Below are 25,759 nucleotides of genomic sequence, written 5' to 3'. Positions count from 1 at the left end.
ATCGGGTACCACGGCACCCAACCGAGGGAAGGACGGGCCAGATGAGCCAGGCACCGGAGACCGCGCACGCCACGGACGCGGCGGAGACCGTGGAGACCCGCGGGGACGAGCGGGTCGACCTGCTGCGCGCCGACACCAACAACGACGGCCGCACCGACGTCTGGGTGGTCGACACCGACGGGGACGGCAAGCCCGACCTCTTCCAGTTCGACACCGACGGCGACGGCAAGGTGGACATCACGATGGTCGACCTCGACGAGGACGGCACCCCCGACGAGGTGGTCGACGGCGACGGCGGGCTGCCGCCCGAGCAGCTCCCCCCGACCGTCCAGGTCTGACACCCGCGCCGGGTTCCCGCGTCCGGCGGGAATCCGGCGTCGGCGTTCCGGGGCCGCCGGCCGAGGTCTACGCGGCCCCCGTCGCGGTCGGGGCCTTGCGGTCAGCCGGCGAGGCGGAGGGTGGCCAGGTAGTACGGCGCGTCCCGGTCGTCCACGTCGGTCAGTCGCCAGCCGCTGCCCCGGACCAGCTCGGCCAGCTCGTCCGGGGAGCAGACCAGGTAGTCGAACCACTCGGTGCCCAGCTCCCGGTAGCGCAGCCGCAGCCGGAGCTGCCCACCGAACCGGCCCCGGCGCCGGTTGCGCTCGTGGTAGCCGGTGTGCACCGGATCCCGGGTGCCGTACGGGTCGGTGCCGTGGGCGATGACCTGTGCGCCGGGCCGGGCCAGCGCGGCCAACGCGGCCAGCAGCGCCGGCCCCCGCTCCCGCCCCTCCAGCAGGCCGACGTTGTTGCCGAGCAGCAGGAACGTGTCGTAGCGGCGGCCGTCCGCGACGTGCGCGTCGACCGTGCCGTGCACCAGGTCGCGTACGCCCCGGCGGCGGCAGACGGCCAGCGCCCCGGCCGAGGTGTCCAGCCCGGTGACGGGCACGCCCCGCTCCTGGAGCAGCAGCGCGATCCGGCCCGCCCCGACGCCGACGTCCAGGGTCGCGCCCCGGACCCGGTCCACGGCCCGGTGGTCGTACGGCTGCCAGTCCGCCGGCGGGTCCAGGTAGTGCGCGGCGGGCGCGCCGTTGATGAGCCCGTCATCCCGCTCGATGATCTCGATGACCGGTCGCGGCAGCCGCCCGCCGGCCAGCGGCCGGGGGCCGACCCCGGTGGCCACGGCGTACGCGTCGCGCAGCATCTCTCCGAACACGTCACCGATCCGTGGCTGTGCCGTCACGGGCTTCACGCTATCCGGCCGGTCAGTCAGCCGCACCGGTCGTATCCTGGCGGGGTGACCACCCTGGACCGCCTCGGCGCGGAGAAGTACATCCTGCTCACGACGTTTCGCAAGGACGGTCGGGCGGTGCCGACCCCGGTCTGGGCGGTGCGCGACGGCGACTCGCTCTGGGTGTGGTCGGCGGCGGACGCCGGCAAGGTGAAGCGGATCCGGCGCAGCGGCGACGTGACGGTGGCGCCGTGCGACGTCCGGGGCCGGCCGCACGGCGAGGCGGTCGCCGCCCACGCGACCCTCTGCGACGCGACCGGCACGCGACGGGTACGAGAGCTGATCAAGCAGAAGTACCGGATGATCGGCCGGCTCAGCCTGCTCGGCAGCCGCCTGCGTCGCGGCGGGAGCGGCACGGTCGGCATCAGGGTCGTCCTCGCGGAAGGGCCGACGGCCGGCGCCTGATCCGCGTCCGCCGTCGCGTGCGCGGGCGGGGTCCGGACACGGCGGAGGGCGGCGGACCATGTCCGCCGCCCTCCGTTCACACCTTTAAACTCCCGGTCGGTCAGTCCCCCTGGCGCTGCTGGGGGATCTGTCCCTGCAACAGGGCCCTGACCTCCGACTCCCGGTACCGACGGTGGCCACCCAGCGTGCGGATGGCGCTGAGCTTGCCCGCCTTGGCCCACCGGGTCACCGTCTTCGGGTCGACACGGAACATCGACGCCACCTCGGCCGGTGTGAGTAGCGGCTCTGGTTCGTGCGTTCGCGATGCCATCGGTCACTCCTCCACATGTATAGACATCGGCCGGGGTCCCGCCGGCCGACGCGTCTCCCATGGTCCGGCTAGTCCCCGATGTCCGACATGGGCCGAACGGCCGAACGTCCCTAGACGGACGGATGAACCATGCCCGATTTATGCGACTTTTACACGGCAGAAAGTACCTTATTCGGACTCATGATCACGGTTCGTGATGCGTCGACTACGAACTCGCCTCGGCTTGGGAGCGCTCCCTGGGCGATTTCGTATCAGTTGCACCGTTCCAGCAACTGGATCGCCCGCCAGCGCGCGACCAGCCTGTCGTACGCCGCCGAGGCCTCCTCCGCCTCGCCCCGGGACAGCCCGGCGAGCCCGCTCGCCACCAGCTCCGGCGAGTCGTCGGCGGCCAGCGTCTCGTCCGACAGCAGCTCGACCAGGCCGCCGTAGTCCAGCTCCACCATCGAACGCGGGTGGAACTCCTCCAGCCAGCGGGCGGCCTCCTCGACCGCCTCCGTGATCGGCGCGTCGCCGATCGACTTGCGCAGCACCGACAGGGCCCGCGACGAACGGCGCCGCGCCTTGGAGATCTCCGTCCGGTAGCGCAGCGCCCGCCGCCCGGGGTGGGTCACGTGGTGCCGCTCCTCCGGGTCGAAGAGCACGAACCAGCGCAGCGGTACGCCCCATGTGGCGATCTGCTCGTGCACGCGCGGCACGCCGTGCTCCAGCACCCGCGCCCCGCTGCGCCAGTCCTCCACCACGGCCTTCGCCTGACCGGCGAGCACCGGCGGGACGAAGGCGTCGGCCAGCACCGGCGGCACCCCGTCGCGCGCGTTCAACGCCGCCTCGGCCACCCGGATGCGCAGGTTCCACGGGCAGACCAGCAGGGCCTCGTCGGTCTCCAGGACGTACGCCTCGTCCGGCAGGTCGGGCAGCCGGGTCCAGCCGGCGCCGAGCGCCTCCAGCACCGACGTCCGTTGCCGGCCCGGCCCCTCCACCGGTGCCACCGCCCGCCCCTGCTCGACGTAGCGCCGCCAGTACGCCTGGCGGTCCCGGTCGAAGGCGGTCAGCGGCTCGTACACGCGCAGGTATGAAGCGAAGAGCGACGGCACGGCGCGATCCTCCCACGAATTGGAACTCGGCCGTCGCCGGCGGCACGATCACGCAAGACGTGGGCGGCCGGACGGCGTCGGCCGATACTAGGCTCAGCGGCACCGGCAGCATCCCGCCGGCGGTCCACCGGTCCGCGTCCCACAAGGACGCACCCCACACCAGGAGCGAGTCATGGGCGTATTCGCCACCACCGAAGACCCGGGGTCCAGCGGTCACGAACAGGTCGTGTTCTGCCAGGACAAGCAGACCGGCCTCAAGGCGATCATCGGCATCTACTCCACCGCGCTCGGCCCCGCGCTCGGTGGGACCCGGTTCTACCCGTACGCCAGCGAGTCCGAGGCCCTCGCCGACGTGCTCGACCTCTCCCGGGGCATGGCTTACAAGAGCGCCCTGGCCGGGCTGGACCTGGGCGGCGGCAAGGCGGTCATCTGGGGTGACCCCGAGCGGATCAAGAGCGAGGCGCTGCTGCGCGCGTACGGCCGCTTCGTCGAGTCCCTCGCCGGGCGCTACTACACCGCCTGCGACGTCGGCACCTACGTCACGGACATGGACGTGATCGCCCGCGAGACCTCGTACGTCACCGGCCGCAGCGTCGAGCACGGCGGAGCCGGCGACTCCTCGGTCCTCACCGCCTGGGGCGTGTTCCAGGGCATGCGGGCCGCGGCCGAGCACGTCTGGGGTGCCCCGACCCTCGCCGGGCGGCGGGTCGGCGTGGCCGGCCTGGGCAAGGTCGGCAAGTACCTCGTCGGTCACCTGGTCGACGACGGCGCCGAGGTGGTGGCGACGGACGTCAACCCGAAGGCCCTGGAGTGGGCGCGCGCCACCCACCCGCAGGTCGCACTGGTCGACGACGTCGCCGCGCTGGTCGCCGCCGACATCGACGTGTACGCCCCGTGCGCGCTGGGCGGCGCGCTCAACGACGACACGGTGCCGACAATGCGCGCCAAGGTGGTCGCCGGCGCGGCCAACAACCAGCTCGCCCACCCCGGCATCGAGAAGCTCCTCGCCGACCGGGGCATCCTCTACGCCCCGGACTACGTCGTGAACGCCGGCGGCGTGATCCAGGTGGCGGACGAGATCGAGGGCTTCAACTTCGACCGGGCCAAGCTGCGCGCGACCCGGATCTACGACACCACCCGGGAGATCCTGCGACTGGCCGACGCCGAGGGCGTGCCGCCGGCGGTGGCGGCGGACCGGCTGGCGGAGCGGCGGATGGCCGACGTCGGCCGGCTGCGCACGATCCACCTGCGCTGAGCGCCCCGGGGGCGGAGCGGCCGTTCCGCCCCCGGCCCCGGTGGGCGGCCCGTCCCGTTAGGGTGGTTCCGCATGGCTTTGCCCGGTGTCACGGCCGCTCCCCGCGCCGCTCCTTACCGGGTACAATCGGTGACGGCCGGATGACCGCGACGCGCGGTGTCGGTCGACGGTAACCCGAGGTGCCGAACGGTGGCATCCCCATGTACCGTAAGAGCCACGAGAGATGCCTGACGTCATCGGGGCCCGCCTTCGGGCTGCCCCGCATTCTGTGCGAGGGGGTCGAGCCATGGGGCGCGGCCGTGCTAAGGCCAAGCAGACGAAGGTGGCCCGGGAGTTGAAGTACCACTCCCCGAACACCGACCTCACCGCCTTGCAGCGCGAGTTGGCGGGTGCTGGTAAGTCTGAGCACAACTTCGACGACGACTACAAAGAGTATGTCGACGACGATGATGAGGATCACGCGGACGAAGACCCGGATCCCTGGGTACGTCCGCCCCGCTGACCTCCGGTAGCAGCTGAGCACGCGGTGATCGCCCGCGTGCTCACGCATGTGCCCATCGAAGCGGCGCCACGACCGACGATCAGGGACCTGCCCCTTCCGGAGAGCCCTCCGGACGATCGGCAGGTCCCTGATCACGGTCCGTCTCAGCGGGGACGGTTGTTCCAGTTGTAGAACGTCGGGATGTTCTCGAAGTGGTTCCAGGCGCACACGGCGCTCGCGCCGTCGCCGCCCGCCACCTCGGCCCGTAGTCGCCGCGCGGCCTCGGCCTCGTGGAGGAGTGCGGTGAGCCCCGGCGCGGCTTCCCGCACCCGGTCGGCTACCTCGTCCGGGGTGTCCGTCCTCCGGTCAGGATGCCGGTGACTGGTGGTCTCGGGCATGCTCCAACACTCCCTCCAGTAAGTGGATCTTGCTGTTGCGGCAGTGCGCGGTCTGCGTACCGTCGAAACGCCCCTGTTCGAAGTAGCGGTTGGCCGCGTGGCCGCCGCCGCAGAACCCGAAGTAGGGGCAGGACGAACGGCACGCCTCGACGCCGGCGAGGAACTCGCCGACCCAGGGCGTCCGGTCCGCGTCGGCGAGGATCTCCACCAGCGGGGTGGCAAGCACGTTGCCGCTGCTGAAGTCGCCGTAGCGGACATCGGTGAAACCGGCCAGCTCCGGTGAGAGCACGGTCACCGAGCCGTCGTGGCCGACGGTCGGGATCGGGTCCAACCGCCGGGGGAGCAGGTCGTCGGCGCTGCCGTCCAGGACCGCCGCGGCGTACCGCAGCGACCACTCGACCTCGCGCAGGTGGATCCGGGGCTCCCGGCGCCAGGCCGCCACCAGCTCCGCCCAGAAGGCGGTCACCAGCCGTGGATCGTGGGAGTTGTCGCGGAGGTTGACCCCCTCGGTCTCCTCGATGTTGACGCCCAGCACGTCACAGCCCAGGTCGAGGAAGTAGTCGTACAGCTCGGTGGCCAGGCCCGGCCCGGGGCGACCCACCACCGCCAGCGCCGAGAACGGCAGGCCGTGCCGGCGCAGCGCCGCCACCCCGCGCAGGATCCGGTCGTACGCGGGCCCGCCGCCCCGGGTGACCCGGTCGCCGTTGCGTTCCCGCGGGCCGTCCACGCTCACGCTCACCCGCACCCCGTGCTCGACGAAGAACGCGCACCAGGCGTCGTCGATCAGCGTGGCGTTGGTCTGGACGTGGTGCTCGACCTCGGGCCCGAAGGGCGCGATCAGCGCGGCCAGGTGCTCCCGGCCGGCCGCCAACGGCTCGCCGCCGTGCCACACCACGGAGAAGCGGCCCGCCGCCGCCCAGGGGTTGACCGACGCGGCCACCGCCTCGGCCACCGGCACCGGCATCCGCCGGTCGGCCGCGCGGAACGGCAGGTAGCAGTAGGCGCAGTCCAGGTTGCAGAGGGTGGTGGGCTGCATGACCACGTACGAGGGGACGGCGGCCAGGCCGCGCATCCCGCTGAACGGCAGTCCCCGAGCAGCCATTGCCCTCCTCCGCGCCTGAAGGGCTGTCGGGGAACCCGGGCGGGCGGCCCCGACAGCTTTGAGGGTGCCCTTCAGGCTAGGCGGCGACGGCCACTCGGGTGAAGCCCTGATCAGGTGCCCGTACGGTCACCGCGAGTCGATCAGCCCCTCGTGTGCTGGCCGATCATCTGCACGTTGCCGGAGCCCTCGATGATCTCGCCGGCCTGCCACGCGTCGACGCCCCGGCCCGTCAGGGTGGCCAGCGCGCGGTCCGCGTCCTCGGCGGAGACGATCGCGAACATGCCGACGCCCATGTTGAAGGTCGCCTCCATCTCCGGGTCCTCGATCCGCCCCTTGGACTGGATCAGGTCGAAGATCGGCTGCGGCTTCCAGGTGGACCGGTTGACCACCGCGTCGACGTGCTCGGGGAGCACCCGGACCAGGTTGCCGGGGATGCCGCCGCCGGTGACGTGGGCGATGGAGCGCACCTCGGCCTCGGCGATGAGCTTGAGGCAGTCCTGCGCGTAGATCTTCGTCGGGGTGAGCAGCTCCTCGCCGAGGGTGCGCTGCCGGCCGAAGTCGTCGATCACCACGTCGAGCCGCATCCGGCCGGCGCCCAGCAGCACGTGGCGCACCAGGGAGTAGCCGTTGGAGTGCAGGCCGGAGGAGCGCATCGCGATGACCACGTCACCCACCTCGACCCGGTCCGGGCTGAGGATGTCGCTCTCCTCCACCACGCCGACGCCGGTGGCGGAGATGTCGTACTCGTCCGGACGCAGCACGCCAGGGTGCTCGGCGGTTTCGCCGCCCAGCAGGGCGCAGCCGGCGTACCGGCAGCCGTCGGCGATGCCCGCGCCGATCTCGGCGACCCGGTCCGGCACGACCTCGCCGGTGGCGATGTAGTCGAGCAGGAAGAGCGGCTCGGCACCGCAGGCCACCAGGTCGTCGACGACCATCGCGACCAGGTCGATGCCGACCGTGTCGTGGATGTCCATCTGCTGCGCGATCACCAGCTTGGTGCCCACGCCGTCGGTGGACGAGGCCAGGATCGGGTTCTTGTACTTCTTCGTGTCCAGCCGGAACAGGCCGGCGAAGCCGCCCAGGTCGCCCATCACCTCGGGGCGCCGGGTCTGCTTCACCTTCGACTTCAGCAGCTCGACCGCACGGTCGCCCGCCTCGATCGAGACCCCGGCGTCCGCGTACGAGACCGAGCGTTTGCGCGCCTGACGGCCGGCGCCGGCCGTCCAGGGCTGGCGGTCGTCGCCGGCGCCGGTCGGGCTGCTTCCTGCGCCGCTGCGCTCGGACACGTGCGTCACGGTTCTCCCCCTTGGTTCTGGCGCCGCGCCGGCGGTGACCGGGCCGCGCCGGGTGGTGCTACGGGCGGTGTGTGGTCACGCCGCCCGGAGTGGCGACGAGCGGGGCGGTGTGCTCCGGGGTGTCGGACGCCTGCGCGGCGACCCGCCGGCCCACCCCTTCGAGCACGTGCTTGCCGATCAGGTTGCCGGCGGGCAGCTCGATCGGGTATTCCCCGTCGAAGCACGCGCGGCACAGCCGGGTCTTCGGCTGCTCGGTGGCGGCGATCAGGCCCGGGAGCGACACGTAGCCGAGTGTGTCCGCCCCGATGGAGCGGCGGATGCCGTCGTTGTCCAGCCCGTTGGCCAGCAGCTCGGCGCGGGTGGCGAAGTCGATGCCGTAGAAGCACGGCCAGTTGACCGGCGGCGAGGAGATGCGCACGTGCACCTCCAGCGCGCCGGCCTCGCGCAGCATCCGCACGATCGCCCGCTGGGTGTTGCCGCGCACGATCGAGTCGTCGACCACGACCAGCCGCTTGCCCCGGACGTTCTCCCGCAGCGGGTTGAGCTTGAGCCGGATGCCGAGCTGGCGCAGGGTCTGCGACGGCTGGATGAAGGTGCGCCCGACGTACGGGTTCTTCATCAGGCCGGCGCCGTAGGTGATGCCCGACTCCTCGGCGTAGCCGATCGCGGCCGGGGTGCCGGACTCCGGCACCGGGATGACCAGATCGGCCTCGACCGGGTGCTCCTTGGCCAGCTGGCGACCGATCTGCACCCGGGCGGAGTGCACGTTGCGGCCGGCGATGGTGGCGTCCGGGCGGGCGATGTAGACGTACTCGAAGAGGCAGCCCTTGGGCTCCGGGGCGGCGAACCGGCTGGAACGCAGGCCGTCCTCGTCGATCGCGATCAGCTCGCCGGGCTCCACCTCGCGGACCACGCTCGCGCCGACGATGTCCAGCGCGGCGGTCTCGCTGGCCACCACCCAGCCGCGCTCCAGCCGCCCCAGCACCAGCGGGCGTACGCCGTGCGGGTCGCGGGCCGCGTAGAGGGTCGACTCGTCCATGAACACGAAGCTGAACGCGCCCCGCAGCTGCGGCAGCACCTCCAGCGCCGCCGCCTCGACCGACAGGTCCGGGCGGCTGGCCAGCAGCATCGTCACCAGGGAGGTGTCGTTGGTCGAGCCGTCGGCGACGAGGCCCCGCTCGGCGACCTCGCGCTGGAGCTCCGCCGTGTTGACCAGGTTGCCGTTGTGGGCCAGCGCGATGGTGGTGCCCGACGTCGTGGACCGGATGGTCGGCTGGGCGTTCTCCCAGGTCGATCCGCCGGTGGTGGAGTAGCGGGCGTGCCCGATCGCCACGTGCCCACGCAGGCTGGCCAGGGTCGGCTCGTCGAAGACCTGGGCGACCAGGCCGAGGTCCTTGTAGACCACCACGCCCGAGCCGTCGCTGACCGCGATGCCCGCGGCCTCCTGGCCCCGGTGCTGGAGGGCGTAGAGCCCGAAGTAGGTCAGGTTCGCGACCTCCTCCCCGGGCGCCCAGACGCCGAAGACGCCGCACGCGTCCTGGGGGCCTGGTCGTTGGGGATCAAGGTCGTGGCTCAGCCGGCCGTCGCCTCGGGGCACCTGCGCTCCCTCATGCTGATCTGGACCGGCCTTGCGGAATCACGCGGGGGGCGGATCCGCTCTCCTCGACCGGGACCACTGTCGTCGCCTGACAGTGTACGCGAATCCGAGTCGATACAGAAAGTCACGATCCGGCTCCAACGTGTCACCGGTCGATGGGTATCGCCGCAGCTAGAGCGGCAGGTGCGCGGAGAGGTCCGCCCGGATTCCGCTCACCCGCACGCGACCCTGGGTGATCGCGTCGGCCCAGTCGAGCCGTCCGGTGGCCACCGCCAGCCAGGTCTCGGGCTCCATCTCGACCACGTTCGCCGGGGTGCCACGGGTGTGTCGGGGACCCTGAACGCACTGAACTGCGCCGTAAGGTGGGACACGCACCTCCACCGATCGGCCGGGGGCGCGCTCCGCGAGGACGGTCAACAGGGCACGGACCGCCTCCCGGAGGACCGGTCGTTCGGGCGTACGCCCCTCGTCGAGCGCCGACAACGCCGCCGCGACCGCGGCGGACTTAATGTGCGGAGAGGACACGACGGGACGATACGGCTTCAACGCGCCGCGGCTGACGCTGGCCCTGGGTCGCGCCGATCCGGTCAGACAAGGCATAGTTGCCGACGGCGTATTCGTACCGTGATGATCCCCGGCCCGGCGCCCCGCCGCCGAGGGAAGTCAGTCCGGAAGGCGGTGGACGTGTCAACACACCGACGTGCCTGGAAGCAGCGGGCCGGTGTGGTCGTGGCGCTGGTTGTCGGCGCTCTGCTCGCCGTCCCCGCCACACCAGCCCTGGCCGCCGACGTCTCCGTGACGCCCGGCTCGGTCACCGTCAACGCCGGCAGCGACGCCGCCGTCACCGTGCTGGTGACCCCTCGTGAGGGCGACGAGGAGGCCGAGATCAGCCTCGCCGGCCTACCGAGCGGCGTGAGCTGCGCCGGCGGCTGCGGGAAGGTCAGATTTGCCGGCGGCCAGCCGAGGCCTCAGCTGGTGCGGATCAGGGCCAGCGACAACGCCGGCGACGCCAACGTCACCGTGACGGTGGCGGCCGAGGGCGACAAGTCCGGCCCCGGCACCGCCACCTTCCAGCTCGGCGTGAAGGGCAGGGCCCAGCCGACCCAGCCGCCCCAGGCGCAGACCGTCAAGTCGGTCTCCGGGAAGGTGGTCGTCCAGGCGAACGGCAAGGCCGTGCCGAACGCCGTGGTCATGCTCCAGGACGGCGCCGGCAAGAAGATCGACACGATCAGTGACGACGACGGCAACTTCCGCTTCACCGGCAGCAGCGAGAAGCCGATCGCGCCCGGCCGGCTCGCCGTCGGCGCCAGCGTCGGTGAGGTCTACGCCACCAAGAGCTTCGACGCGTCCGCCGGGCAGAGCGTCACCGGCCAGCGCATCGCCCTGGCGATCAAGGTCGAGACGACCCCGAGCGCCACCCCGTCGGCCAGCGAGGAGCCCCTCCCCTCCGACGAGCCCGTCGAGGAGACGCCCGAGGAGAGCGCCGAGGCGACCCCGGGTGCGGCGGCCAACGCCAGCAACGAGGACTCCGGCGGCATGGGCTCCTGGCTGATCATCCTGCTCGGCGGCCTGCTCGTCGCCGCCGGTGTCGGCACCATCGTGCTGCTCTGGATGCGGCGCAAGGACAGCGGCGACGAGGCCGACGACGACGCCCCGGCGGGCGCCGCGGCCGGCGCGGTCCCGGCGGCACGCGGGGCGTTCCGGGGCGCGGACGACCAGACCCGCGTGGTCAACCGGGTCGGCGCCACGCCGGATCCGACGATGGTCGGCGGCACCGCGCTCAGCGACGCCCCGACGATGATGCACCGCCCCGTGGTCGACGACGTGCCGCCGGACCCGTACGGCGCTCCCCCGCAGCCCTACGGCGCGGCGGGCAACCAGCAGGGCTGGGGCGGCAGCGGCTACGGCGACGAGCCGGCCGGCGCGGGTGGCTACGGCGGTGCCGGCTACGGCAACGCACCCGCCTCCGGCGGCGGCTACGGCAGCGGCGGAGCCGGCGGCGGCTACGGCAACGCGCCCTCGTCCGGCGACGGCTACGGCAACGCGCCCGCCTCGGGCGGCGGCTACGGCAGCAACGACTACGGCGCCCCGGCGGGCGCGGCGGGTGCCGCGGGTGCCGCGGGCTACCCGCCGGCGGGCGGCGGCCGGGGCTACGGCGAGCGGTACGACGAGCCGACCGGCCGCTACACCGGCGACGCCACGCAGTACCCGGCCCCGGCCGACCCGTACGCGACCGGCGTCTACCAGCCGGAGCAGGGGCAGGGCTACGGCCAGTCCGAGCCGGGCGGGTACGGCCGGGGCGGCGAGCCGACCGGCGGTTACGACCAGCCGGGCGGCGGCTACGAGCGGGGCGGCTACGGCCAGCCCGGTGGCTACGGCCAGGAGCCCCCGGCGCCACGCGGCGGCTACGGCCAGCCGGGCGGCTACGACAAGCCCACCTCGTACGACAACCAGGGCGGCTACGGCCAGGGTGGCTACGGTCAGGAGCCCCCGCAGCAGCGCGGCGGCTACGAGGACCGCGACGGCTACGGCCAGGGTGGCTACGGCCAGCCGGGCGGCTACGAGGACCCGCAGACCGGTCGCGGTCGCCCGGACGGCCCACCGCAGCAGGACCGGGGTGGCCGCCGGCTGGACTGGCTGGACGACTGACCCGCTCGGGGGCACGCCCCGACGACAGAACACGGCGAGGGCCGTCCGGATCTCCGGGCGGCCCTCGCCACCGTTTCGGCACCGCCCCGACCAGCTCGGACGCGCGCTTGCGAGGGAGGTCAGGCGGCGGAGAAGACGCCCTGGCGCAGCACCGGGACCACGTCCGAGACGCCGACCCGGACGGCGACCTCCACGTCCCCGGCGAAGCCGCCCTCGATGAGTTCGCGGCCGGACACGCTGCCGCAGACCGCGGCGGGCACGTCGGGGGTGCTGGCCAGCGCGGCGAGGGCCATGGCCGCCTCCACGGAGAGACCGCCGGGCACACCCGACAGGGCGTCCAGCACGCAGGCCGCCCCGAGCTGGTCCTCCACGCAGGGGCGCAGGGAGCCGTCCGGCCAGCGTTCACCCGAGGCGATCACGCCGATCGGCGCGTCCGTCGAGCCGTACCCCTGCTGGTCCAGCCAACGGCCGACGGCGCGCGCGTTGCGCAGGCAGGCCGCGACCACCGGCAGCCCGGTCGCGCTGGCCGCCGCGCTGATCGCCGAGCCGTTCGGCGACGGCAGCACCAGGTCGGCGACGACCGGCGCGGTGGTCAGCGCCGCCGACGAGAGCGACCACGGATGCTCGGGGGTCGTCTGCCGGCGGCCCACCGCCGCGACCGCGCCGACCCGCCGCGCGTAGTCGGCCGCCTGCTCGCCCCACGGGAACGGGTGCACCCGCATGCCGCGCCCGACCGCGACGTCCACGGCGGTGGTGAACGACAGCACGTCCACCACCACCAGCACCGCGCACACCCGGCCCAGCTCGGCCGCCCCCGTCAGCCCCCAGTCGAAGCGGGCGCCGGAACCGGGTTGGACGTGGACGCTCGCGGCCACCGCCTCAGCGCTGACCGGGCTCGGTGTCACCGGGCCCGGGAGCCGACGCCCCGCCGGCCTCGGCCGGCCGGTCGGCGGCCTCAGCCACCGGCTGCTCCGGGCCGGGCCCGACGGCCTCCGCCGGGGCTGCCGCCCCGGCCGGGGCCACCGGCTGGACGGCACCGGTCGGCGGGACCGGCCCGGCCGACGCGATCGGCTCGCTCACGACTGCCGACGGGTCCACCGGCTCCGCCCCGGCCGATTCGGCGACGGGCAGCGGCACGGCCTCGACGGCACCCGCCACACCGGCGGCCGGCGCGGGCACCTCGACGACCCCCGCGCCCCCGAAGAGGCGCGGCAGCGTCTCGCCGTGCGCGGCCCGCAGCTCGTCCAGGCCGATCCGGAACTGGCCGTGCACCTCCAGCGCCCCGCTGGTCGGGTCGGTGACGCCGATCAGCTCGAACGGCACGCCGCGCTCGGCGCAGAGGCCGGTGAACGCCTTCTCGCGGCCGCGCGGCACCGACACCAGGACCCGGCCGGCGGACTCGCTGAACAGGTAGACGAACGGCATCGAGCCGCCCTCGAACCGCTCCGGCACGGCGATCCGGGCGCCGACGCCGCGCCGCAGGCAGGACTCCACCAGGCTCTGCGCGAGGCCACCGTCGGAGAGGTCGTGCGCGGCGCTCAGGTGCCCGACCCGCGCGGCCTCCGCCAGCAGGTCGGCCAGGAGCCGCTCGCGGGCCAGGTCGACCTGCGGGGGTACGCCGCCGAGGTGCTCGTGGGTGACCCACGCCCACTCCGAGCCGGAGAGTTCCACGTGCGTCTCGCCGAGCAGGAAGATCTGGTCGTGGTCACCGCTCGGCCGGGGCACGAAGCCCATCGGCACCCGGTCGGCCACGTCGTCGAGCACGCCGAGCACACCGACCACCGGGGTCGGGTGGATCGGCGCCGCGCCCGTCTGGTTGTAGAAGCTGACGTTGCCGCCGGTGACCGGGATGCCCAGCTCGGCGCAGCCGTCCGCCAGGCCACGCACGGCCTCGGCGAACTGCCACATCACGCCCGGGTCCTCCGGCGAGCCGAAGTTGAGGCAGTTGGTGACGGCGATCGGCTTCGCGCCGGTGACGGCCACGTTCCGGTACGCCTCCGCCAGCGCGAGCTTCGTGCCGTGGTACGGGTCGAGCCGCGCGTACCGGCCGTTGCCGTCCACCGACAGCGCCACGCCCAGCCCGGTCCGCTCGTCGATCCGGATCACGCCGGAGTCCTCCGGCTGGGCGAGCACGGTGTTGCCCAGCACGTAGCGGTCGTACTGCTCGGTGACCCAGGTCTTGTCGGCCAGGTTGGGCGAGGCGATCATGCGCAGCACGGTCTCGCGCAGCGCCTCCGGGTCGGCCGGCCGGGGCAGCGTCTCCGCGCGGTCGGCCTGGAGCAGGATCAGGTCGGCCGGCTCGCGCATCGGGCGGGCGTAGACCGGGCCGTCGTCGACCAGCGAGCCCGGCGGCACGTCGACCACCAACTGGTCGTGCCAGGTGACCAGCAGCCGGCCGGGCTGCCCGTCCGGCGCCGGCGGGGTGACCTCGCCGATCGCGGTGGCCCAGACACCCCACTTCTCGGCGGTCTTGAGCACCGCTTCGAGCTTCTCCGGCTCGACGACCAGCAGCATCCGCTCCTGGGACTCGCTGGCGAGGATCTCGTGCGGCTCCATCGAGGGCTCGCGCAGCGGCACCCGCTCCAGCCAGACCCGCATGCCGGTGCCGGCCGCCGCGGCGGTCTCGGTCAGCGCGCAGGTGAGGCCGGCGCCGCCGAGGTCCTGGATGCCGACGACCAGCCGGGCGTCGTAGAGCTCCAGGCAGGCCTCGATGAGCAGCTTCTCCATGAACGGGTCGCCGACCTGCACCGACGGGCGGCGCTGCTCGCTGCCCTCGTCGAAGGTGGCGCTGGCCAGCACCGACACGCCGCCGATGCCGTCCCGGCCGGTCCTGGCGCCCATCAGCACGACGACGTTGCCCGGGCCGGCGGCGGCCTTGTTCTGCAGCCGGTCGACCGGCAGCACGCCGAGGCAGAGCGCGTTGACCAGCGGGTTGCCCTGGTAGCAGGGGTCGAAGACGACCTCGCCGCCGATGTTCGGCAGGCCCAGGCAGTTGCCGTAGCCGCCCACGCCGGCGACGACGCCGGGCAGCACCCGGGCGGTGTCGGGGTGGTCGGCGGCGCCGAAGCGCAGCGGGTCCATCACCGCGACCGGGCGGGCACCCATGGCGAGGATGTCCCGGACGATGCCGCCGACGCCGGTGGCCGCGCCCTGGTAGGGCTCGACGAAGCTCGGGTGGTTGTGCGACTCGACCTTGAAGGTCACCGCCAGCTCGTCGGAGACCTGCACCACGCCGGCGTTCTCGCCGATGCCGGCGAGCAGCCGGTCGCTGGGCGGGGCCTTCTCGCCGAACTGGCGCAGGTGCACCTTGCTCGACTTGTAGGAGCAGTGCTCGCTCCACATGATCGAGTACATCGCCAGCTCGGCCTGGGTGGGCCGCCGGTCGAGGATGTGCCGGATCCGCTCGTACTCGTCGTCGCGGAGCCCGAGCTCGGCGTACGGCTGGAGCTCACCGGGGGTGTCCCCGGCGCGCGGCACGGTGTCCAGGCCGTCGGCCCAGTCGGCGCTCGCCGGCCCGGGACGCCCGGCCGGCGGCGCGACGGCGGCCGGACGCGGCTCCACCGGCTGCGCCGGGGCGGCCGGGAAGGCCTCCGGGTTATCCCGTACCTCGTCCGGATGGGTGGTCATGACCTCTCCTCGCTGCGCTCGCGTCCGCCCGACGGGCGGGTGAGCCGACCGATGATGCCGCGCACGGTCACGCCGGCGTCCCCACCAGGTGCTTGAGCACCGAGGTGAAGAAGCCGAGACCGTCCAGGGAGGGGCCCGTGAGCGCCTCCACCGCGTGCTCGGGATGCGGCATGATGCCGACCACGTTGCCGGCGGGGTTCGTGATCGCGGCGATGTCGCGCTGCGACCCGTTGGGGTTGCCGCCGACATAGCGTGCGACCACCCGGCCCTCGGCTTCGAGCTGGTCGAGCGTCGCGGTGTCGGCGACGTAGCAGCCCTCGCCGTTCTTGACCGGGATCAGCACCTCCTGGCCGGGCTGGAACGTGTTCGTCCACGCGGTGCCGGCCGACTCGATGCGCAGGACCTGGTCGCGGTTGCGGAAGTGCAGGTGCTGGTTGCGGGTGAGCGCCCCGGGCAGCAGGTGGGCCTCGCAGAGGATCTGGAAGCCGTTGCAGATGCCGAGCACGGGCAGCCCGCCCCGGGCCGCGTCCACGATCGTGCCCATCACCGGGGCGAACCGGGCGATGGCGCCGCAGCGCAGGTAGTCGCCGTAGGAGAAGCCGCCGGGCAGGACGACGGCGTCCACCCCGTGCAGCTGCGGGTCGCCGTGCCAGAGGCGGACCGGCTCGGCGCCCGCGATCCGGACGGCCCGGGCCGCGTCCCCGTCGTCGAGCGAGCCGGGGAAGGTGACCACACCGACCCGGGCGGTCACGAGCGGGCGTCCACGGTCTCGTCGGCCTCGACCACGCGGACCGTGAAGTCCTCGATGACCGGGTTGGCGAGCAGCTTGTCGGCGATCTCCCGGGCCCGGTCCAGGTCCGGTTCACCGGTGAATTCGATCTCGATCCGCCTGCCGATCCGAACCGAGGCGACGTCGCTGACGCCGAGCCGGGGCAGCGCGTTTGCGACGGCCTGGCCCTGGGGATCGAGGATCTCGGGCTTGAGCATGACGTCGACGACGACGCGAGGCACTGGGCACTCCTGACTGTGTACGCAGTTGGGTGCCGACCCACAACGGGCGAGCGCAGCCAGCCTACCTGGCAGATACCGCCCCGGACGCACCGGCCGGACGCAGTTCAGGCGGTGATCGACATTCCCGGCGCGGGGCCCGGGGACCGATGCGGGTTCGTTGCGATCCCGATGCCCATCCGTTGCCGACCGGCCCGTTTCGCCCCGCTCCGCCGGGCTGCGGGACACCCGACCGTCGCCCGTCCCGCCATACCATCTCATCCATCATTTTCGATGGATCTCTTGTGAACGACATCTCAGGGGCCCTACCGTACATCGTCGTACGTCGATCGGACGTCGGGCCGCCCCCGCCCGCTGGCCGACAGCTCGACCCGGTGAACCCGGGCCCCGTCCCCGAAGGAGCCCCCATGCGCATCCGATCCATGATCGCGGTGCTGGCCACCGCAGCGGCCGGCCTGCTCGGCGCCAGCTCCGGCGCCGTCGCCGCACCCGTCAGCCCGTACATCATCGGCGGCGGCACCGTCTCGTCGGCCCCGTGGGCCGCCGCCGTGCTCAGCAACGGCTCGTTCACCTGCTCCGGCACGATCATCGCGCCGCAGTGGGTGCTCACCGCCCGGCACTGCGTCAACGGCACGATGTCCGTCCGGGTCGGCAGCGTCAACCGCACCTCCGGCGGCCAGACCCGCACCGTCAGCGCCAGCTACAGCCGGTACGACCTGGCCCTGCTGCGCCTGTCCAGCTCGGTGAGCACCTCGTACGTCACGCTCGCCAACAGCAACCCGCCGATCAACTCGACCAACTCGATCTACGGCTGGGGCATGACCTGCTACAGCGGCTGCTCCGCCTCGACCCAGCTGAAGACCGCGTCGGTCCGGGTGACCAGCAACAGCGCCACCGACGCGTACGGCGGGCAGGCGATCCGGAGCACCCGGATCAACGGCAACGCCTGGCGGGGCGACTCGGGCGGCCCGCAGTTCTACAACGGCGCGCAGGTCGGCGTCGCCTCCACCGCCGACGGCCAGAGCATCCAGAACTACGGCAGCGTCGCGTACAACCGGGCCTGGATCACCCAGACGGCCGGTGTCTGACGGTTAGCGCCATGCTAGGCGCGGATGGTCGGCAGCGCGCCGGCCGTCCGCGCCGCGCCGTTTTGCAGCATCCGATCAGGTGAACAAGGCCCACGATCGGACGCCTCGCCACCCTGACAGCATCGGAAGCGTGCTGGTCGTGACGACGGAGCAACTGCCCGGGTACGAGATCCGCCAGATCCTCGGCGAAGTGGTGTCATCGATGGCCAGGACGCGGAACCCGTACCGCGAGGGGGTCAAGAACCTGCGCGGTGGCGCGTACGACCCGATGGCCCCGGACAACCTCACCCGGTGGCGTACGGACTCGGTGGCCCGGCTCGGCGAGGAGGCCCGCCGCATCGGCGCGAACGCCGTGGTGGGGATGCGCTTCGACAGCCGCGACTGCGGCGAGATGTGGATGGAGATCTGCGCGTACGGCACGGCGGTGGTCGTGGCGCCCAAGATGCCCGACGTCATGCCGCCGGACCAGCCGCTGGTCGCCGCGGAGACCGCGCACGACCCGGCCTTCGCCGAGTCCCCGGGCGGCATCGCCGAACCGGCGAGCGCCCCCAACCTCCGCTCGGCCGCGGAAACCCCCACCCGAGACTGATCAACCCACCCACCCCACCCGGCCCCGAGCCCCCGGGCCCCCGGGCCCCCGGGCCCCCGGGCCCCCGGGCCCCCGGTGATCATGAGGTTGGCGGCGAAGTTGATCTCTAAAACCACCGCCAACCTCATGATCACCGGGTTGAGGGCGGGGGGGGAGGGTGGGCGGGTGGGGTGGGGCCGGGGGGTGGGTCAGAGGATGGGGGGTGGGGTGTAGGTGGCGGCCTGGGGGTGGGCGTCCACGACCGTGGCGATGCGGCGGGCGACGGCCTCGACCTGGGCCGGGGCGGCGCCGACGAAGGCGGTGCGGTCGGCGACGAGGGCGTCGATCTCGCCACGGGTCAGGCCCAGCCGGCCGTCCGCCGCCAGGCGGTCGAAGAGGTCGTTCTCGGCGGCGCCCTTCTCGCGCATGGCCAGGGCCACCGCGACCGCGTGCTCCTTGATCACCTCGTGGGCGACCTCGCGGCCGACGCCGCGCCGGACCGCCGCTACCAGGATCTTCGTGGTGGCCAGGAACGGCAGGAAGCGCTCCAGCTCCCGGTTGATCACCGCCGGGTACGCGCCGAACTCGTCCAGCACGGTGAGGAAGGTCTGGAACAGCCCGTCGGCGGCGAAGAACGCGTCCGGCAGGGCGACCCGGCGGACCACCGAGCAGGAGACGTCCCCCTCGTTCCACTGGTCGCCGGCCAGCTCGCCGACCATCGACAGGTAGCCCCGGATGATCACCGCGAAGCCGTTGACCCGCTCGCTGGAGCGGGTGTTCATCTTGTGCGGCATCGCGCTGGAGCCCACCTGGCCCGGCTTGAAGCCCTCGGTGGCCAGCTCCTGGCCGACCATCAGCCGGATCGTGGTCGCCAGCGACGACGGAGCGGCGGCGACCTGGGCCAGGGTGGAGAGCACCGCCAGGTCGATCGAGCGCGGGTAGACCTGCCCGACGCTGTCGAGGACCCGGCTGAAGCCGAGGTGCCCCGCGACCCGGCGCTCCAGCTCCGCCACCCGCTCGGCGTCGCCGTCGAAGAGGTCGAGCTGGTCGGCGGCGGTGCCCACCGGGCCCTTGATGCCCCGCAGCGGGTACCAGTTGATCAGGTCTTCCAGCCGCTCGTACGCGATGAGCAGCTCCTCCGCGGCCGACGCGAAGCGCTTGCCCAGCGTGGTGGCCTGCGCCGCGACGTTGTGGGAGCGGCCGGTCATGACCAGGTCGGAGTGCTCGACGGCGAGCCGGGCCAGCCGGGCCAGGGTGGCGACCACGCGGTCGCGGACCAGCTCCAGCGAGCGGCGCACCTGGAGCTGCTCGACGTTCTCGGTGAGGTCCCGGGAGGTCATCCCCTTGTGCACGTGCTCGTGCCCGGCGAGCGCGCTGAACTCCTCGATCCGGGCCTTCACGTCGTGCCGGGTGACCCGCTCCCGCTCGGCGATCGAGGCCAGGTCGACCTGGTCGAGCACCCCCTCGTACGCCTCGACGACGCCGTCGGGCACGGGGACGCCGAGGTCCCGCTGGGCCCGGAGCACGGCGAGCCAGAGCCGCCGCTCCATCCGGATCTTCTCCTCGGGCGACCAGAGGGCGACCAGCTCGGGTGAGGCGTACCGGTTGGCGAGCACGTTCGGGATCGTCACGTACCTCAGTCTTTCACGTCGCCCGGACGGCCCGGACGAGGACGTCCGCCCGCCCGACTGCGCGGACACCGCGCTCGACCGGCACCGGATATACTTGGGCGCCGGTACGTATATAGGGGGTGTGCGTGACCAAGATCCTGGTGGACGTCGACGACGAGGCACTGGCGGACGCGGCCGCGGCCTTCGGCACCAAGACCAAGAAGGACACGGTGAACGTCGCGCTGCGGGAAGGGGCTGCCCGCCTGCGTCGCGCCCGCGCCCTCGCGGAACTCAGCGGTCGGGCCCAGGCCGGTGACTTCGACGAACTGCTCGACAAGGGCACGTACCGGTCGTGAGGCTCGCGGACTACCTGGTCGACACCAGTGCGCTGGTCCGGCTCCTGCGCGACCCCGACACCCGGGCCCGGTGGGAACAGCCACTCACGGCCGGCCTGCTCGCGGTCTGCCCGCTGGTCGAGCTGGAGTTCCTGTATTCGGCCCGCTCGCTGAGCGACCGCAGGTGGCTGGGAGAGCGGCTTCGCACGGTGTTCAACTGGGTGGGCATGCCGGACCGGATCCACGAGCGGGCGGCCGAGACCCAGGAACAGCTCACCGCCCGGGGCACCCACCGCTCGGCCGGCGCCGTCGACCTGCTGATCGCGGCGACGGCCGAATACCAGGGGCTGTCCCTGCTGCACTACGACCGTGACTTCGACCAGATCTCCGAGGTGACCGGCCAGCCCATGCGATGGCTCGCCCCGGCCGGCACGATCAAGTAGGTCCCGGACCAACTCGTGCCAGCCGGGCATCCGCCGCCGAATCCACCCTGCCGCGGCCCAGGTCACCAGGCGGGGCGGGCGGCCGGGTCGAGGGCGAGGTCCCGGAGCTGCTCCGGGGTGAGCACGAACCGCCCGTCACGGCTGTGCAGCGAGAACCTGATCCAGGTGCCGTCGGGGTGCAGGACGTCGACCCGCCGGATATGGATCACGTCGCCGTCCCCGACGGCTTCCCTGACGCGCGCGGCTTCCATGACGCGCGCGGTCTCCCGGACGCGCGCGCCGTCCGGCCCCGCCGACAGGCCGCACGAGTCGACGGTCTGCTTGCCGCAGTCCATGACGTCGCGGTTCATGCCCGGCTGCGGCTCGGCCAACGCCAGGGCCGACAACTCGTTGCTGAACGCGCCGGTGGGGTCGACCGGGTAGGCGTGCACCGAGAAACCGACGTTGCGGTAGTCCTCGTACGCGCCCCCGACCGGCGCGTCGCCGGCCGGTGCCGTCGGGAGTACGTCGCGACTCACCGCGGTCAGCGGCACCCACCGGACTCCGGGCGCCCGCGCGACGAAGGCCACCGCCACCCCGCCCTGGTAGCGCTCGGCCGCCTCCGTGAGCAGCAACTGGTTGCTCTTGCGGTGCGGGGGCCGCGAGGCGGTTGCCGAGGCCGCCGGCTGCATGTCCGGACGGTCGACGACCAGGCCGGCGCCGAGCACCAGCGCGAGCACCCCGCCGGCCGCCGAGGCGTACGCCCCGAGCCGGCGCGTGCGGACCAGCCGGCGCTGCCGCAGGATCACCCCGTCCAGGTCGATCGAGGTGGGCGGCGGATCGCCGATCGCCGCGTCGAAGATCTCCCGGTACGTCACGCGAACCTCCCCGTTCTCAGGGCCGGCTGGTCCACGGCCAGCAGGCGTAGTGATTCCAACGCTCTGGCGGCCTGGCTCTTCACCGTGCCGGTGGTGACGCCCAGGATCTGCGCGGTGTCCTCCACGGAGAGGTCGCAGTAGAAGCGCAGCACCAGCACCGCGCGCCGCCGCTCGGGCAGCTTCCCGAGCAGGTCGAGCAGCAGCTCCCGGTCGGCCAGGTCGGGTTCGCTGTCCGGCACGGCGTCGTCGGGGACCTCGTCGGTGCTGCGTTCGCGCCGCCACGGCCGCCGCCGCTCGTCCAGCCAGGCGCGCGTGAGCACCTGCCGGACGTAGGCGTCGACGTTCTCCGCCGCGCGGACCCGGGGCCAGGCCCGGTAGAGCTTGCCCAGCGTGATGGAGACGAGGTCGTCGGCGGTGTGCCAGTCCCGGCAGAGCAGGTACGCCGTGCGGCGCAGGTGCTCCAGCCGGGCCTCGACGAACTGCCGGTACTCGTCCTCGTCCGCCCGCTTCACCTGTTCCGCCTTCGCCGCCTCATGTCCAAGGGACGGAGAGCGGGGCCGCGCAGGTTGCCCGGGTCAGCGTTCGAGGATGGCGGTCACGCCCTGGCCGCCGGCGGCGCAGATGGAGATCAGGCCCCGGCCGCCGCCCTTCTCCGCCAGCAGCTTCGCCAGGGTCGCCACGATCCGGCCGCCGGTGGCCGCGAACGGGTGCCCGGCGGCCAGCGACGAGCCGTTGACGTTCAGCTTCTCCCGGTCGATCGCGCCGAGCGGGGCGTCCAGCCCCAGCCGGTCCTTGCAGAACTCCGGGGACTCCCAGGCGGCGAGGGTGGCCAGCACCTGCGAGGCGAACGCCTCGTGGATCTCGTAGAAGTCGAAGTCCTGGAGGGTCAGCCCGGCCCGGGACAGCATCCGGGGCACCGCGTACGCGGGGGCCATCAGCAGCCCCTCGTCGCCGTGCACGAAGTCGACGGCAGCGGTCTCCGACCAGGAGAACCACGCCAGCACGGGCAGGCTGTGCGCGCGGGCCCACTCCTCGCTGGCCAGCAGCACCGTCGAGGCGCCGTCGGTCAGCGGCGACGAGTTGCCGGCCGTCATGGTCGCCGCCTCGGCGTCGGGCCCCTTCACGCCGAAGACCGGCTTCAGCGAGCCGAGCCGCTCCAGGCTGGTGTCGGGGCGCAGGTTCGCATCCCGGGTCAGCCCCAGGTACGGCGTCAGCAGGTCGTCGAAGAACCCCCGGTCGTACGCGGCGGCGAGCCGCTGGTGCGAGCGCAGCGTCAGCTCGTCCTGGGCCTGCCGGTCGATCTGCCAGTGCAACGCCGTACGGGCGGCGTGCTCCCCCATCGACAGCCCGGTACGCGGTTCCGCGTTGCGCGGGATCTCCGGCCTGAACGGCTGGGTGGGGCGCAGCTTCGCGGCGATCTTCAGCCGCTCGCCGAGGGTGCGGGCGCTGTTGAGCCGGAGCAGCGTGCGCCGCATCTCCTCGTTGACCGCGAGCGGCGCGTCGGAGGTGGTGTCCACGCCGCCGGCGATGCCGACGTCGATCTGCCCGAGGGCGATCTTGTTGGCGACCAGGATGGCGGCCTCCAGCCCGGTGCCGCAGGCCTGCTGGATGTCGTACGCCGGGGTGTGCGGGTCGAGCTTCGAGCCGAGCACGACCTCGCGGGTCAGGTTGAAGTCCTTCGCGTGCTTGAGCACCGCGCCGGCCACCACCTCGCCGACCCGCTGGCCGGCCAGCCCGAACCGGGCGACGAGCCCGTCCAGCGCGGCGCCCAGCATGTCGGAGTTCGACGCGCTGGCGTACCGCGAGTTGGACCGCGCGAAGGGGATGCGGTTGCCGCCGATGACCGCCACCCGCCGGATGCTCTGCACGATCCCGCCTCCTCGAAAGACTTGCTCTCAACCTACTCGCCAGTAGGCTACGCCTATGACCGACAGGTACGCGAGCTTCGTCCGATCGGGGGCCGGTCGTGCGCTGGTCAAGCGCCTCGGGCTGCCCGACCCGCCGCGACTGCGCCGGCACACCCCCGGCGACCCCGTCGTGCCCGGCCCCGTCCTGCTGGGCGCCGCGACCGGCGGCCGGCTCGCCGAGCAGGCCGGCAAGCTCCTGACCGCCGCCGGGGTCGAGCTGCGCGATCCCGGCGCCGTGGAGTCCACGGGGCGCTTCGCCGCCCTGGTGTACGACGCCACCGGCATCACCGACTCCGCCGAGCTGCGGCAGCTGTACGACTTCTTCCACCCGCACGCCCGGTCGGTGCTGCCCAGCGGCCGGGTCGTCGTGCTCGGCACCCCGCCCGAGGAGTGCGCCTCGCCCCGGGAGGCGACCGCCCAGCGGGCCCTGGAGGGGCTGACCCGAAGCATCGGCAAGGAGTTCGGCCGGGGCGTCACCGCCCAACTCGTCCACGTCACCAAGGACCCGGACGCCGGCACCTGGACCGGCCTGGAGGCGACCCTGCGGTTCCTGCTCTCCGGCCGGTCCGCGTACGTCTCGGGGCAGGTGGTCCGGGTCGGCGCCGGCACGGCCGAGGCGCCGGCCGACTGGGACCGCCCGCTGGACGGGCAGGTCGTCCTGGTCACCGGGGCGGCCCGGGGCATCGGCGCGGCGCTGGCCCGGGTGCTGGCCCGCGACGGCGCCCGGGTGGTCGCGCTGGACATCCCGGCGGCCGGGGACGAGCTGGCGGCGGTCGCCAACGAGATCGGCGGCACGGCCGTCCAGCTCGACCTCACCGCCCCCGACGCCCCGCAGCGGCTCGCCGCCCACCTGGCGGACCGGCACGGCCGGGTCGACGTGGTCGTGCACAACGCCGGCATCACCCGCGACAAGACCCTCGGCCGGATGGACGCCGACCGGTGGGACTCGGTGCTCGACGTCAACCTCTCCAGCCAGGAGCGGATCAACGACGTGCTGCTGGAGCGGGAGCTGATCCCGGCCGGCGGCCGGATCGTGTCGGTCTCCTCGATCGCCGGCATCGCCGGCAACCGGGGCCAGACGAACTACGCCACCAGCAAGGCGGGCGTGATCGGGCTGGTCGAGTCGCTCGCCCCTGCGCTGCGCGAACGGCAGATCAGCGTCAACGCGGTCGCCCCCGGGTTCATCGAGACCCGGCTGACCGCGCGCATCCCGCTGGTGCTGCGCGAGGCGGGCCGGCGGATGAACAGCATGTCCCAGGGCGGGCTGCCGGTGGACGTCGCCGAGACCATCGGCTGGCTGGCCTGGCCGGCCTCCGGCGCGGTCAGCGGCAACATCGTCCGGGTCTGCGGCCAGAGCCTGCTGGGGGCGTGATGGCGAGACGAGAACGACCGGCGCCGGACCCGGACGACCTGTCGGTGCACGAGCTGATCGACGGCCCGACCGAGATCCTGTCGCAGGACACCCTGGACGCGATCCGCGGGCCGGAAGCGGCCGGCCACGACCTGAGCCTCGAACAGACGCACGACCTCTCCGCCTCCGCGGCCGAGGCGACGCAGGACCTCTCGGGCCGGGGCCCGGCCGGGACGGGTGCCCGGGAGCGCGTCGAGCTGCCCCGGATGCCGGCGGCCGGGGCGCTCTACCGGCGGGCGCTGCTCGGCGCGCTGCCCGGCCCCGGCGGTGGGCGGCGCTCGGCGGGCGTCCCGGCGGTCGAGCTGGCCGTCGGCGGGATCGCCGTCGACCGGACGCACCTCGCCGACTACGACCGGGTCTGCGGGTTCCGGCTCACCGACCGGCTGCCCGCCACGTTCCCGCACGTCATGGGCTTTCCGTTGGCCCTGCGGCTGATGACCGCGCCGGAGTTCCCCATCCCACTGACGGGCGTGGTGCACGTCGGCAACCGGATCACCGTGCACCGCCCGGTCACCGCCGACGAGACCCTCGACTTCCGCGCGTACGCCGAGAACCTGCGCCCGCACGACCGGGGCCGGCAGGTCGACGTGGTGCTGGTCGGCTCGGTCGACGGGACGGAGGTCTGGCGGGGCGTCTCGACGTACCTCGGCAGGGAGGGCAAGCGGGGCGGCGGCGGGCGGCGCGACCAGACCGGGCGGCCCACGACGCCGGCCGGTTCGGCCCGCTGGCGGGTCGAGCCCCGCGTCGGTACGGACTACGCGCGGGTCTCCGGCGACCACAACCCGATCCACACCTCCCGCCTCGGCGCCCGGCTGTTCGGTTTCCCCCGGCCGATCGCGCACGGGATGTGGAGCAAGGCCCGCTGCCTGGCCGCGCTGGAGAACCGGCTGCCGGACGCCTACACGGTCGAGGTGGCCTTCAAGCTGCCGGTGCCGCTGCCGAGCACGGTGAGCTTCGGCCTGCTGCCGGAGGGCGGCTTCGCCCTGCACGACTCGCGCGGTCGACCGCACCTGGCGGGCCTCGTGCGCTGAGGCGCCCCTGCCGACGCTGGGCAC

At 73.3% G+C, this 25,759-nt stretch carries 26 protein-coding genes and 1 pseudogene; 11 read left to right on the top strand and 16 right to left on the bottom strand.

What is annotated here, in order from left to right:
• Positions 1-41: 41 nt before the first annotated feature.
• The gene (locus ACLQ22_RS12860; RefSeq protein WP_334604602.1) at positions 42-338 is read left to right on the top strand and encodes a hypothetical protein; all 297 of its coding nucleotides are present in this window, start codon (positions 42-44) and stop codon (positions 336-338) included.
• A 101-nt stretch (positions 339-439) separates the two neighbouring features.
• Here the strand turns inward: ACLQ22_RS12860 and ACLQ22_RS12855 are convergent, their stop codons facing one another.
• Positions 440-1,219 (bottom strand): class I SAM-dependent methyltransferase, encoded by a 780-nt coding sequence (locus ACLQ22_RS12855; RefSeq protein WP_425692448.1) that lies wholly within the window; start codon positions 1,217-1,219, stop codon positions 440-442.
• Positions 1,220-1,273: 54 nt separating this feature from the next.
• Here ACLQ22_RS12855 and ACLQ22_RS12850 point away from each other — a divergent pair, with 54 nt between their 5' ends.
• Entirely contained in the window at positions 1,274-1,672 is a 399-nt protein-coding gene (locus ACLQ22_RS12850) for a PPOX class F420-dependent oxidoreductase (RefSeq protein ID WP_425692447.1), read from the top strand.
• A 100-nt stretch (positions 1,673-1,772) separates the two neighbouring features.
• Here ACLQ22_RS12850 and ACLQ22_RS12845 read toward each other — a convergent pair whose 3' ends face one another.
• Together ACLQ22_RS12845 and ACLQ22_RS12840 are read right to left on the bottom strand one after the other, a co-directional pair.
• Positions 1,773-1,982: a BldC family transcriptional regulator gene (locus ACLQ22_RS12845; RefSeq protein ID WP_007073996.1), complete on the bottom strand. Its 210-nt coding sequence runs from the start codon at positions 1,980-1,982 to the stop codon at positions 1,773-1,775.
• Positions 1,983-2,233: 251 nt separating this feature from the next.
• On the bottom strand, positions 2,234-3,073 hold the full coding sequence (locus ACLQ22_RS12840; RefSeq protein ID WP_425692446.1) for a hypothetical protein: 840 nt from the start codon (positions 3,071-3,073) through the stop codon (positions 2,234-2,236).
• Between the two features lie 172 nt (positions 3,074-3,245).
• Here ACLQ22_RS12840 and ACLQ22_RS12835 point away from each other — a divergent pair, with 172 nt between their 5' ends.
• Both ACLQ22_RS12835 and ACLQ22_RS12830 read left to right on the top strand, forming a co-directional pair.
• Positions 3,246-4,328: a Glu/Leu/Phe/Val family dehydrogenase gene (locus tag ACLQ22_RS12835; protein ID WP_425692445.1), complete on the top strand. Its 1,083-nt coding sequence runs from the start codon at positions 3,246-3,248 to the stop codon at positions 4,326-4,328.
• Positions 4,329-4,614: 286 nt separating this feature from the next.
• Positions 4,615-4,830 carry a DUF3073 domain-containing protein gene (locus tag ACLQ22_RS12830; protein WP_089002617.1) on the top strand — a complete coding sequence of 72 codons (216 nt, stop codon included), beginning with the start codon at positions 4,615-4,617 and terminating at the stop codon, positions 4,828-4,830.
• A 143-nt stretch (positions 4,831-4,973) separates the two neighbouring features.
• Here the strand turns inward: ACLQ22_RS12830 and amcA are convergent, their stop codons facing one another.
• The 5 genes from amcA to ACLQ22_RS12805 form a co-directional block, all read right to left on the bottom strand.
• Positions 4,974-5,207 (bottom strand): multiple cyclophane-containing RiPP AmcA, encoded by a 234-nt coding sequence (gene amcA, locus ACLQ22_RS12825; protein WP_151455707.1) that lies wholly within the window; start codon positions 5,205-5,207, stop codon positions 4,974-4,976.
• Positions 5,176-6,279, bottom strand: coding sequence for a cyclophane-forming radical SAM peptide maturase AmcB (gene amcB, locus ACLQ22_RS12820; RefSeq protein ID WP_425692481.1), 1,104 nt, complete (start codon positions 6,277-6,279; stop codon positions 5,176-5,178). The genes amcA and amcB overlap by 32 nt, the downstream gene beginning before the upstream one ends.
• A 170-nt stretch (positions 6,280-6,449) precedes the next feature.
• The gene (purM, locus tag ACLQ22_RS12815) at positions 6,450-7,604 is read right to left on the bottom strand and encodes a phosphoribosylformylglycinamidine cyclo-ligase (RefSeq protein WP_121397228.1); all 1,155 of its coding nucleotides are present in this window, start codon (positions 7,602-7,604) and stop codon (positions 6,450-6,452) included.
• A gap of 58 nt (positions 7,605-7,662) precedes the next feature.
• Positions 7,663-9,201, bottom strand: a complete 1,539-nt coding sequence (gene purF / locus ACLQ22_RS12810) for an amidophosphoribosyltransferase (RefSeq protein ID WP_121397229.1) — start codon at positions 9,199-9,201, stop codon at positions 7,663-7,665.
• 171 nt (positions 9,202-9,372) lie between these two features.
• The gene (locus tag ACLQ22_RS12805) at positions 9,373-9,726 is read right to left on the bottom strand and encodes a sterol carrier family protein (RefSeq protein WP_425692444.1); all 354 of its coding nucleotides are present in this window, start codon (positions 9,724-9,726) and stop codon (positions 9,373-9,375) included.
• Positions 9,727-9,828: 102 nt separating this feature from the next.
• Between ACLQ22_RS12805 and ACLQ22_RS12800 the strand changes: the two genes are divergently transcribed.
• Positions 9,829-11,850, top strand: a complete 2,022-nt coding sequence (locus ACLQ22_RS12800) for a carboxypeptidase-like regulatory domain-containing protein (RefSeq protein ID WP_425692443.1) — start codon at positions 9,829-9,831, stop codon at positions 11,848-11,850.
• 119 nt (positions 11,851-11,969) lie between these two features.
• Here ACLQ22_RS12800 and ACLQ22_RS12795 read toward each other — a convergent pair whose 3' ends face one another.
• The 4 genes from ACLQ22_RS12795 to purS form a co-directional block, all read right to left on the bottom strand.
• A complete protein-coding gene (locus tag ACLQ22_RS12795; RefSeq protein ID WP_425692442.1) occupies positions 11,970-12,725 on the bottom strand; it encodes a 2-phosphosulfolactate phosphatase in 756 nt (251 codons plus the stop codon).
• A gap of 4 nt (positions 12,726-12,729) precedes the next feature.
• A complete protein-coding gene (gene purL / locus ACLQ22_RS12790) occupies positions 12,730-15,477 on the bottom strand; it encodes a phosphoribosylformylglycinamidine synthase subunit PurL (protein WP_425692441.1) in 2,748 nt (915 codons plus the stop codon).
• Positions 15,478-15,544: 67 nt separating this feature from the next.
• A complete protein-coding gene (gene purQ / locus ACLQ22_RS12785) occupies positions 15,545-16,228 on the bottom strand; it encodes a phosphoribosylformylglycinamidine synthase subunit PurQ (protein WP_121397233.1) in 684 nt (227 codons plus the stop codon).
• The gene (purS, locus tag ACLQ22_RS12780; RefSeq protein WP_089002625.1) at positions 16,225-16,488 is read right to left on the bottom strand and encodes a phosphoribosylformylglycinamidine synthase subunit PurS; all 264 of its coding nucleotides are present in this window, start codon (positions 16,486-16,488) and stop codon (positions 16,225-16,227) included. Before purS ends, purQ begins: the two co-directional genes overlap by 4 nt.
• A gap of 404 nt (positions 16,489-16,892) precedes the next feature.
• Here purS and ACLQ22_RS12775 point away from each other — a divergent pair, with 404 nt between their 5' ends.
• Both ACLQ22_RS12775 and ACLQ22_RS12770 read left to right on the top strand, forming a co-directional pair.
• Positions 16,893-17,573 (top strand): S1 family peptidase, encoded by a 681-nt coding sequence (locus ACLQ22_RS12775; RefSeq protein WP_425692440.1) that lies wholly within the window; start codon positions 16,893-16,895, stop codon positions 17,571-17,573.
• A gap of 24 nt (positions 17,574-17,597) precedes the next feature.
• A pseudogene (locus tag ACLQ22_RS12770) lies at positions 17,598-18,162 on the top strand (YbjQ family protein).
• Positions 18,163-18,350: 188 nt separating this feature from the next.
• Here the strand turns inward: ACLQ22_RS12770 and purB are convergent.
• Positions 18,351-19,772 carry an adenylosuccinate lyase gene (purB, locus tag ACLQ22_RS12765; RefSeq protein WP_425692439.1) on the bottom strand — a complete coding sequence of 474 codons (1,422 nt, stop codon included), beginning with the start codon at positions 19,770-19,772 and terminating at the stop codon, positions 18,351-18,353.
• A 125-nt stretch (positions 19,773-19,897) separates the two neighbouring features.
• Between purB and ACLQ22_RS12760 the strand changes: the two genes are divergently transcribed.
• Both ACLQ22_RS12760 and ACLQ22_RS12755 read left to right on the top strand, forming a co-directional pair.
• On the top strand, positions 19,898-20,107 hold the full coding sequence (locus ACLQ22_RS12760) for a type II toxin-antitoxin system VapB family antitoxin (RefSeq protein WP_121399140.1): 210 nt from the start codon (positions 19,898-19,900) through the stop codon (positions 20,105-20,107).
• The gene (locus tag ACLQ22_RS12755) at positions 20,104-20,529 is read left to right on the top strand and encodes a PIN domain nuclease (RefSeq protein ID WP_425692438.1); all 426 of its coding nucleotides are present in this window, start codon (positions 20,104-20,106) and stop codon (positions 20,527-20,529) included. The genes ACLQ22_RS12760 and ACLQ22_RS12755 overlap by 4 nt, the downstream gene beginning before the upstream one ends.
• 62 nt (positions 20,530-20,591) lie before the next feature.
• On the opposite strand, the gene ACLQ22_RS12750 is transcribed toward ACLQ22_RS12755, so the two are convergent.
• From ACLQ22_RS12750 to ACLQ22_RS12740, 3 genes are all read right to left on the bottom strand, one after another.
• A complete protein-coding gene (locus ACLQ22_RS12750; protein WP_425692437.1) occupies positions 20,592-21,386 on the bottom strand; it encodes a hypothetical protein in 795 nt (264 codons plus the stop codon).
• The gene (locus ACLQ22_RS12745) at positions 21,383-21,898 is read right to left on the bottom strand and encodes a SigE family RNA polymerase sigma factor (RefSeq protein ID WP_425692436.1); all 516 of its coding nucleotides are present in this window, start codon (positions 21,896-21,898) and stop codon (positions 21,383-21,385) included. Before ACLQ22_RS12745 ends, ACLQ22_RS12750 begins: the two co-directional genes overlap by 4 nt.
• Positions 21,899-21,961: 63 nt before the next feature.
• Positions 21,962-23,254 carry an acetyl-CoA C-acetyltransferase gene (locus tag ACLQ22_RS12740; protein ID WP_425692435.1) on the bottom strand — a complete coding sequence of 431 codons (1,293 nt, stop codon included), beginning with the start codon at positions 23,252-23,254 and terminating at the stop codon, positions 21,962-21,964.
• A gap of 55 nt (positions 23,255-23,309) precedes the next feature.
• Between ACLQ22_RS12740 and ACLQ22_RS12735 the strand changes: the two genes are divergently transcribed.
• Both ACLQ22_RS12735 and ACLQ22_RS12730 read left to right on the top strand, forming a co-directional pair.
• Positions 23,310-24,665 (top strand): 3-oxoacyl-ACP reductase, encoded by a 1,356-nt coding sequence (locus tag ACLQ22_RS12735; protein ID WP_425692434.1) that lies wholly within the window; start codon positions 23,310-23,312, stop codon positions 24,663-24,665.
• 245 nt (positions 24,666-24,910) lie between these two features.
• The gene (locus tag ACLQ22_RS12730; protein WP_425692480.1) at positions 24,911-25,735 is read left to right on the top strand and encodes a MaoC/PaaZ C-terminal domain-containing protein; all 825 of its coding nucleotides are present in this window, start codon (positions 24,911-24,913) and stop codon (positions 25,733-25,735) included.
• Positions 25,736-25,759 lie beyond the last annotated feature (24 nt).

This window comes from Micromonospora sp. DT178 (genome assembly GCF_049841695.1).
Taxonomy (GTDB): Bacteria; Actinomycetota; Actinomycetes; order Mycobacteriales; family Micromonosporaceae; genus Micromonospora.
The sequence above is the reverse complement of the archived record's forward strand: the minus strand, read 5'-3'. Positions and strand labels throughout refer to the sequence as shown.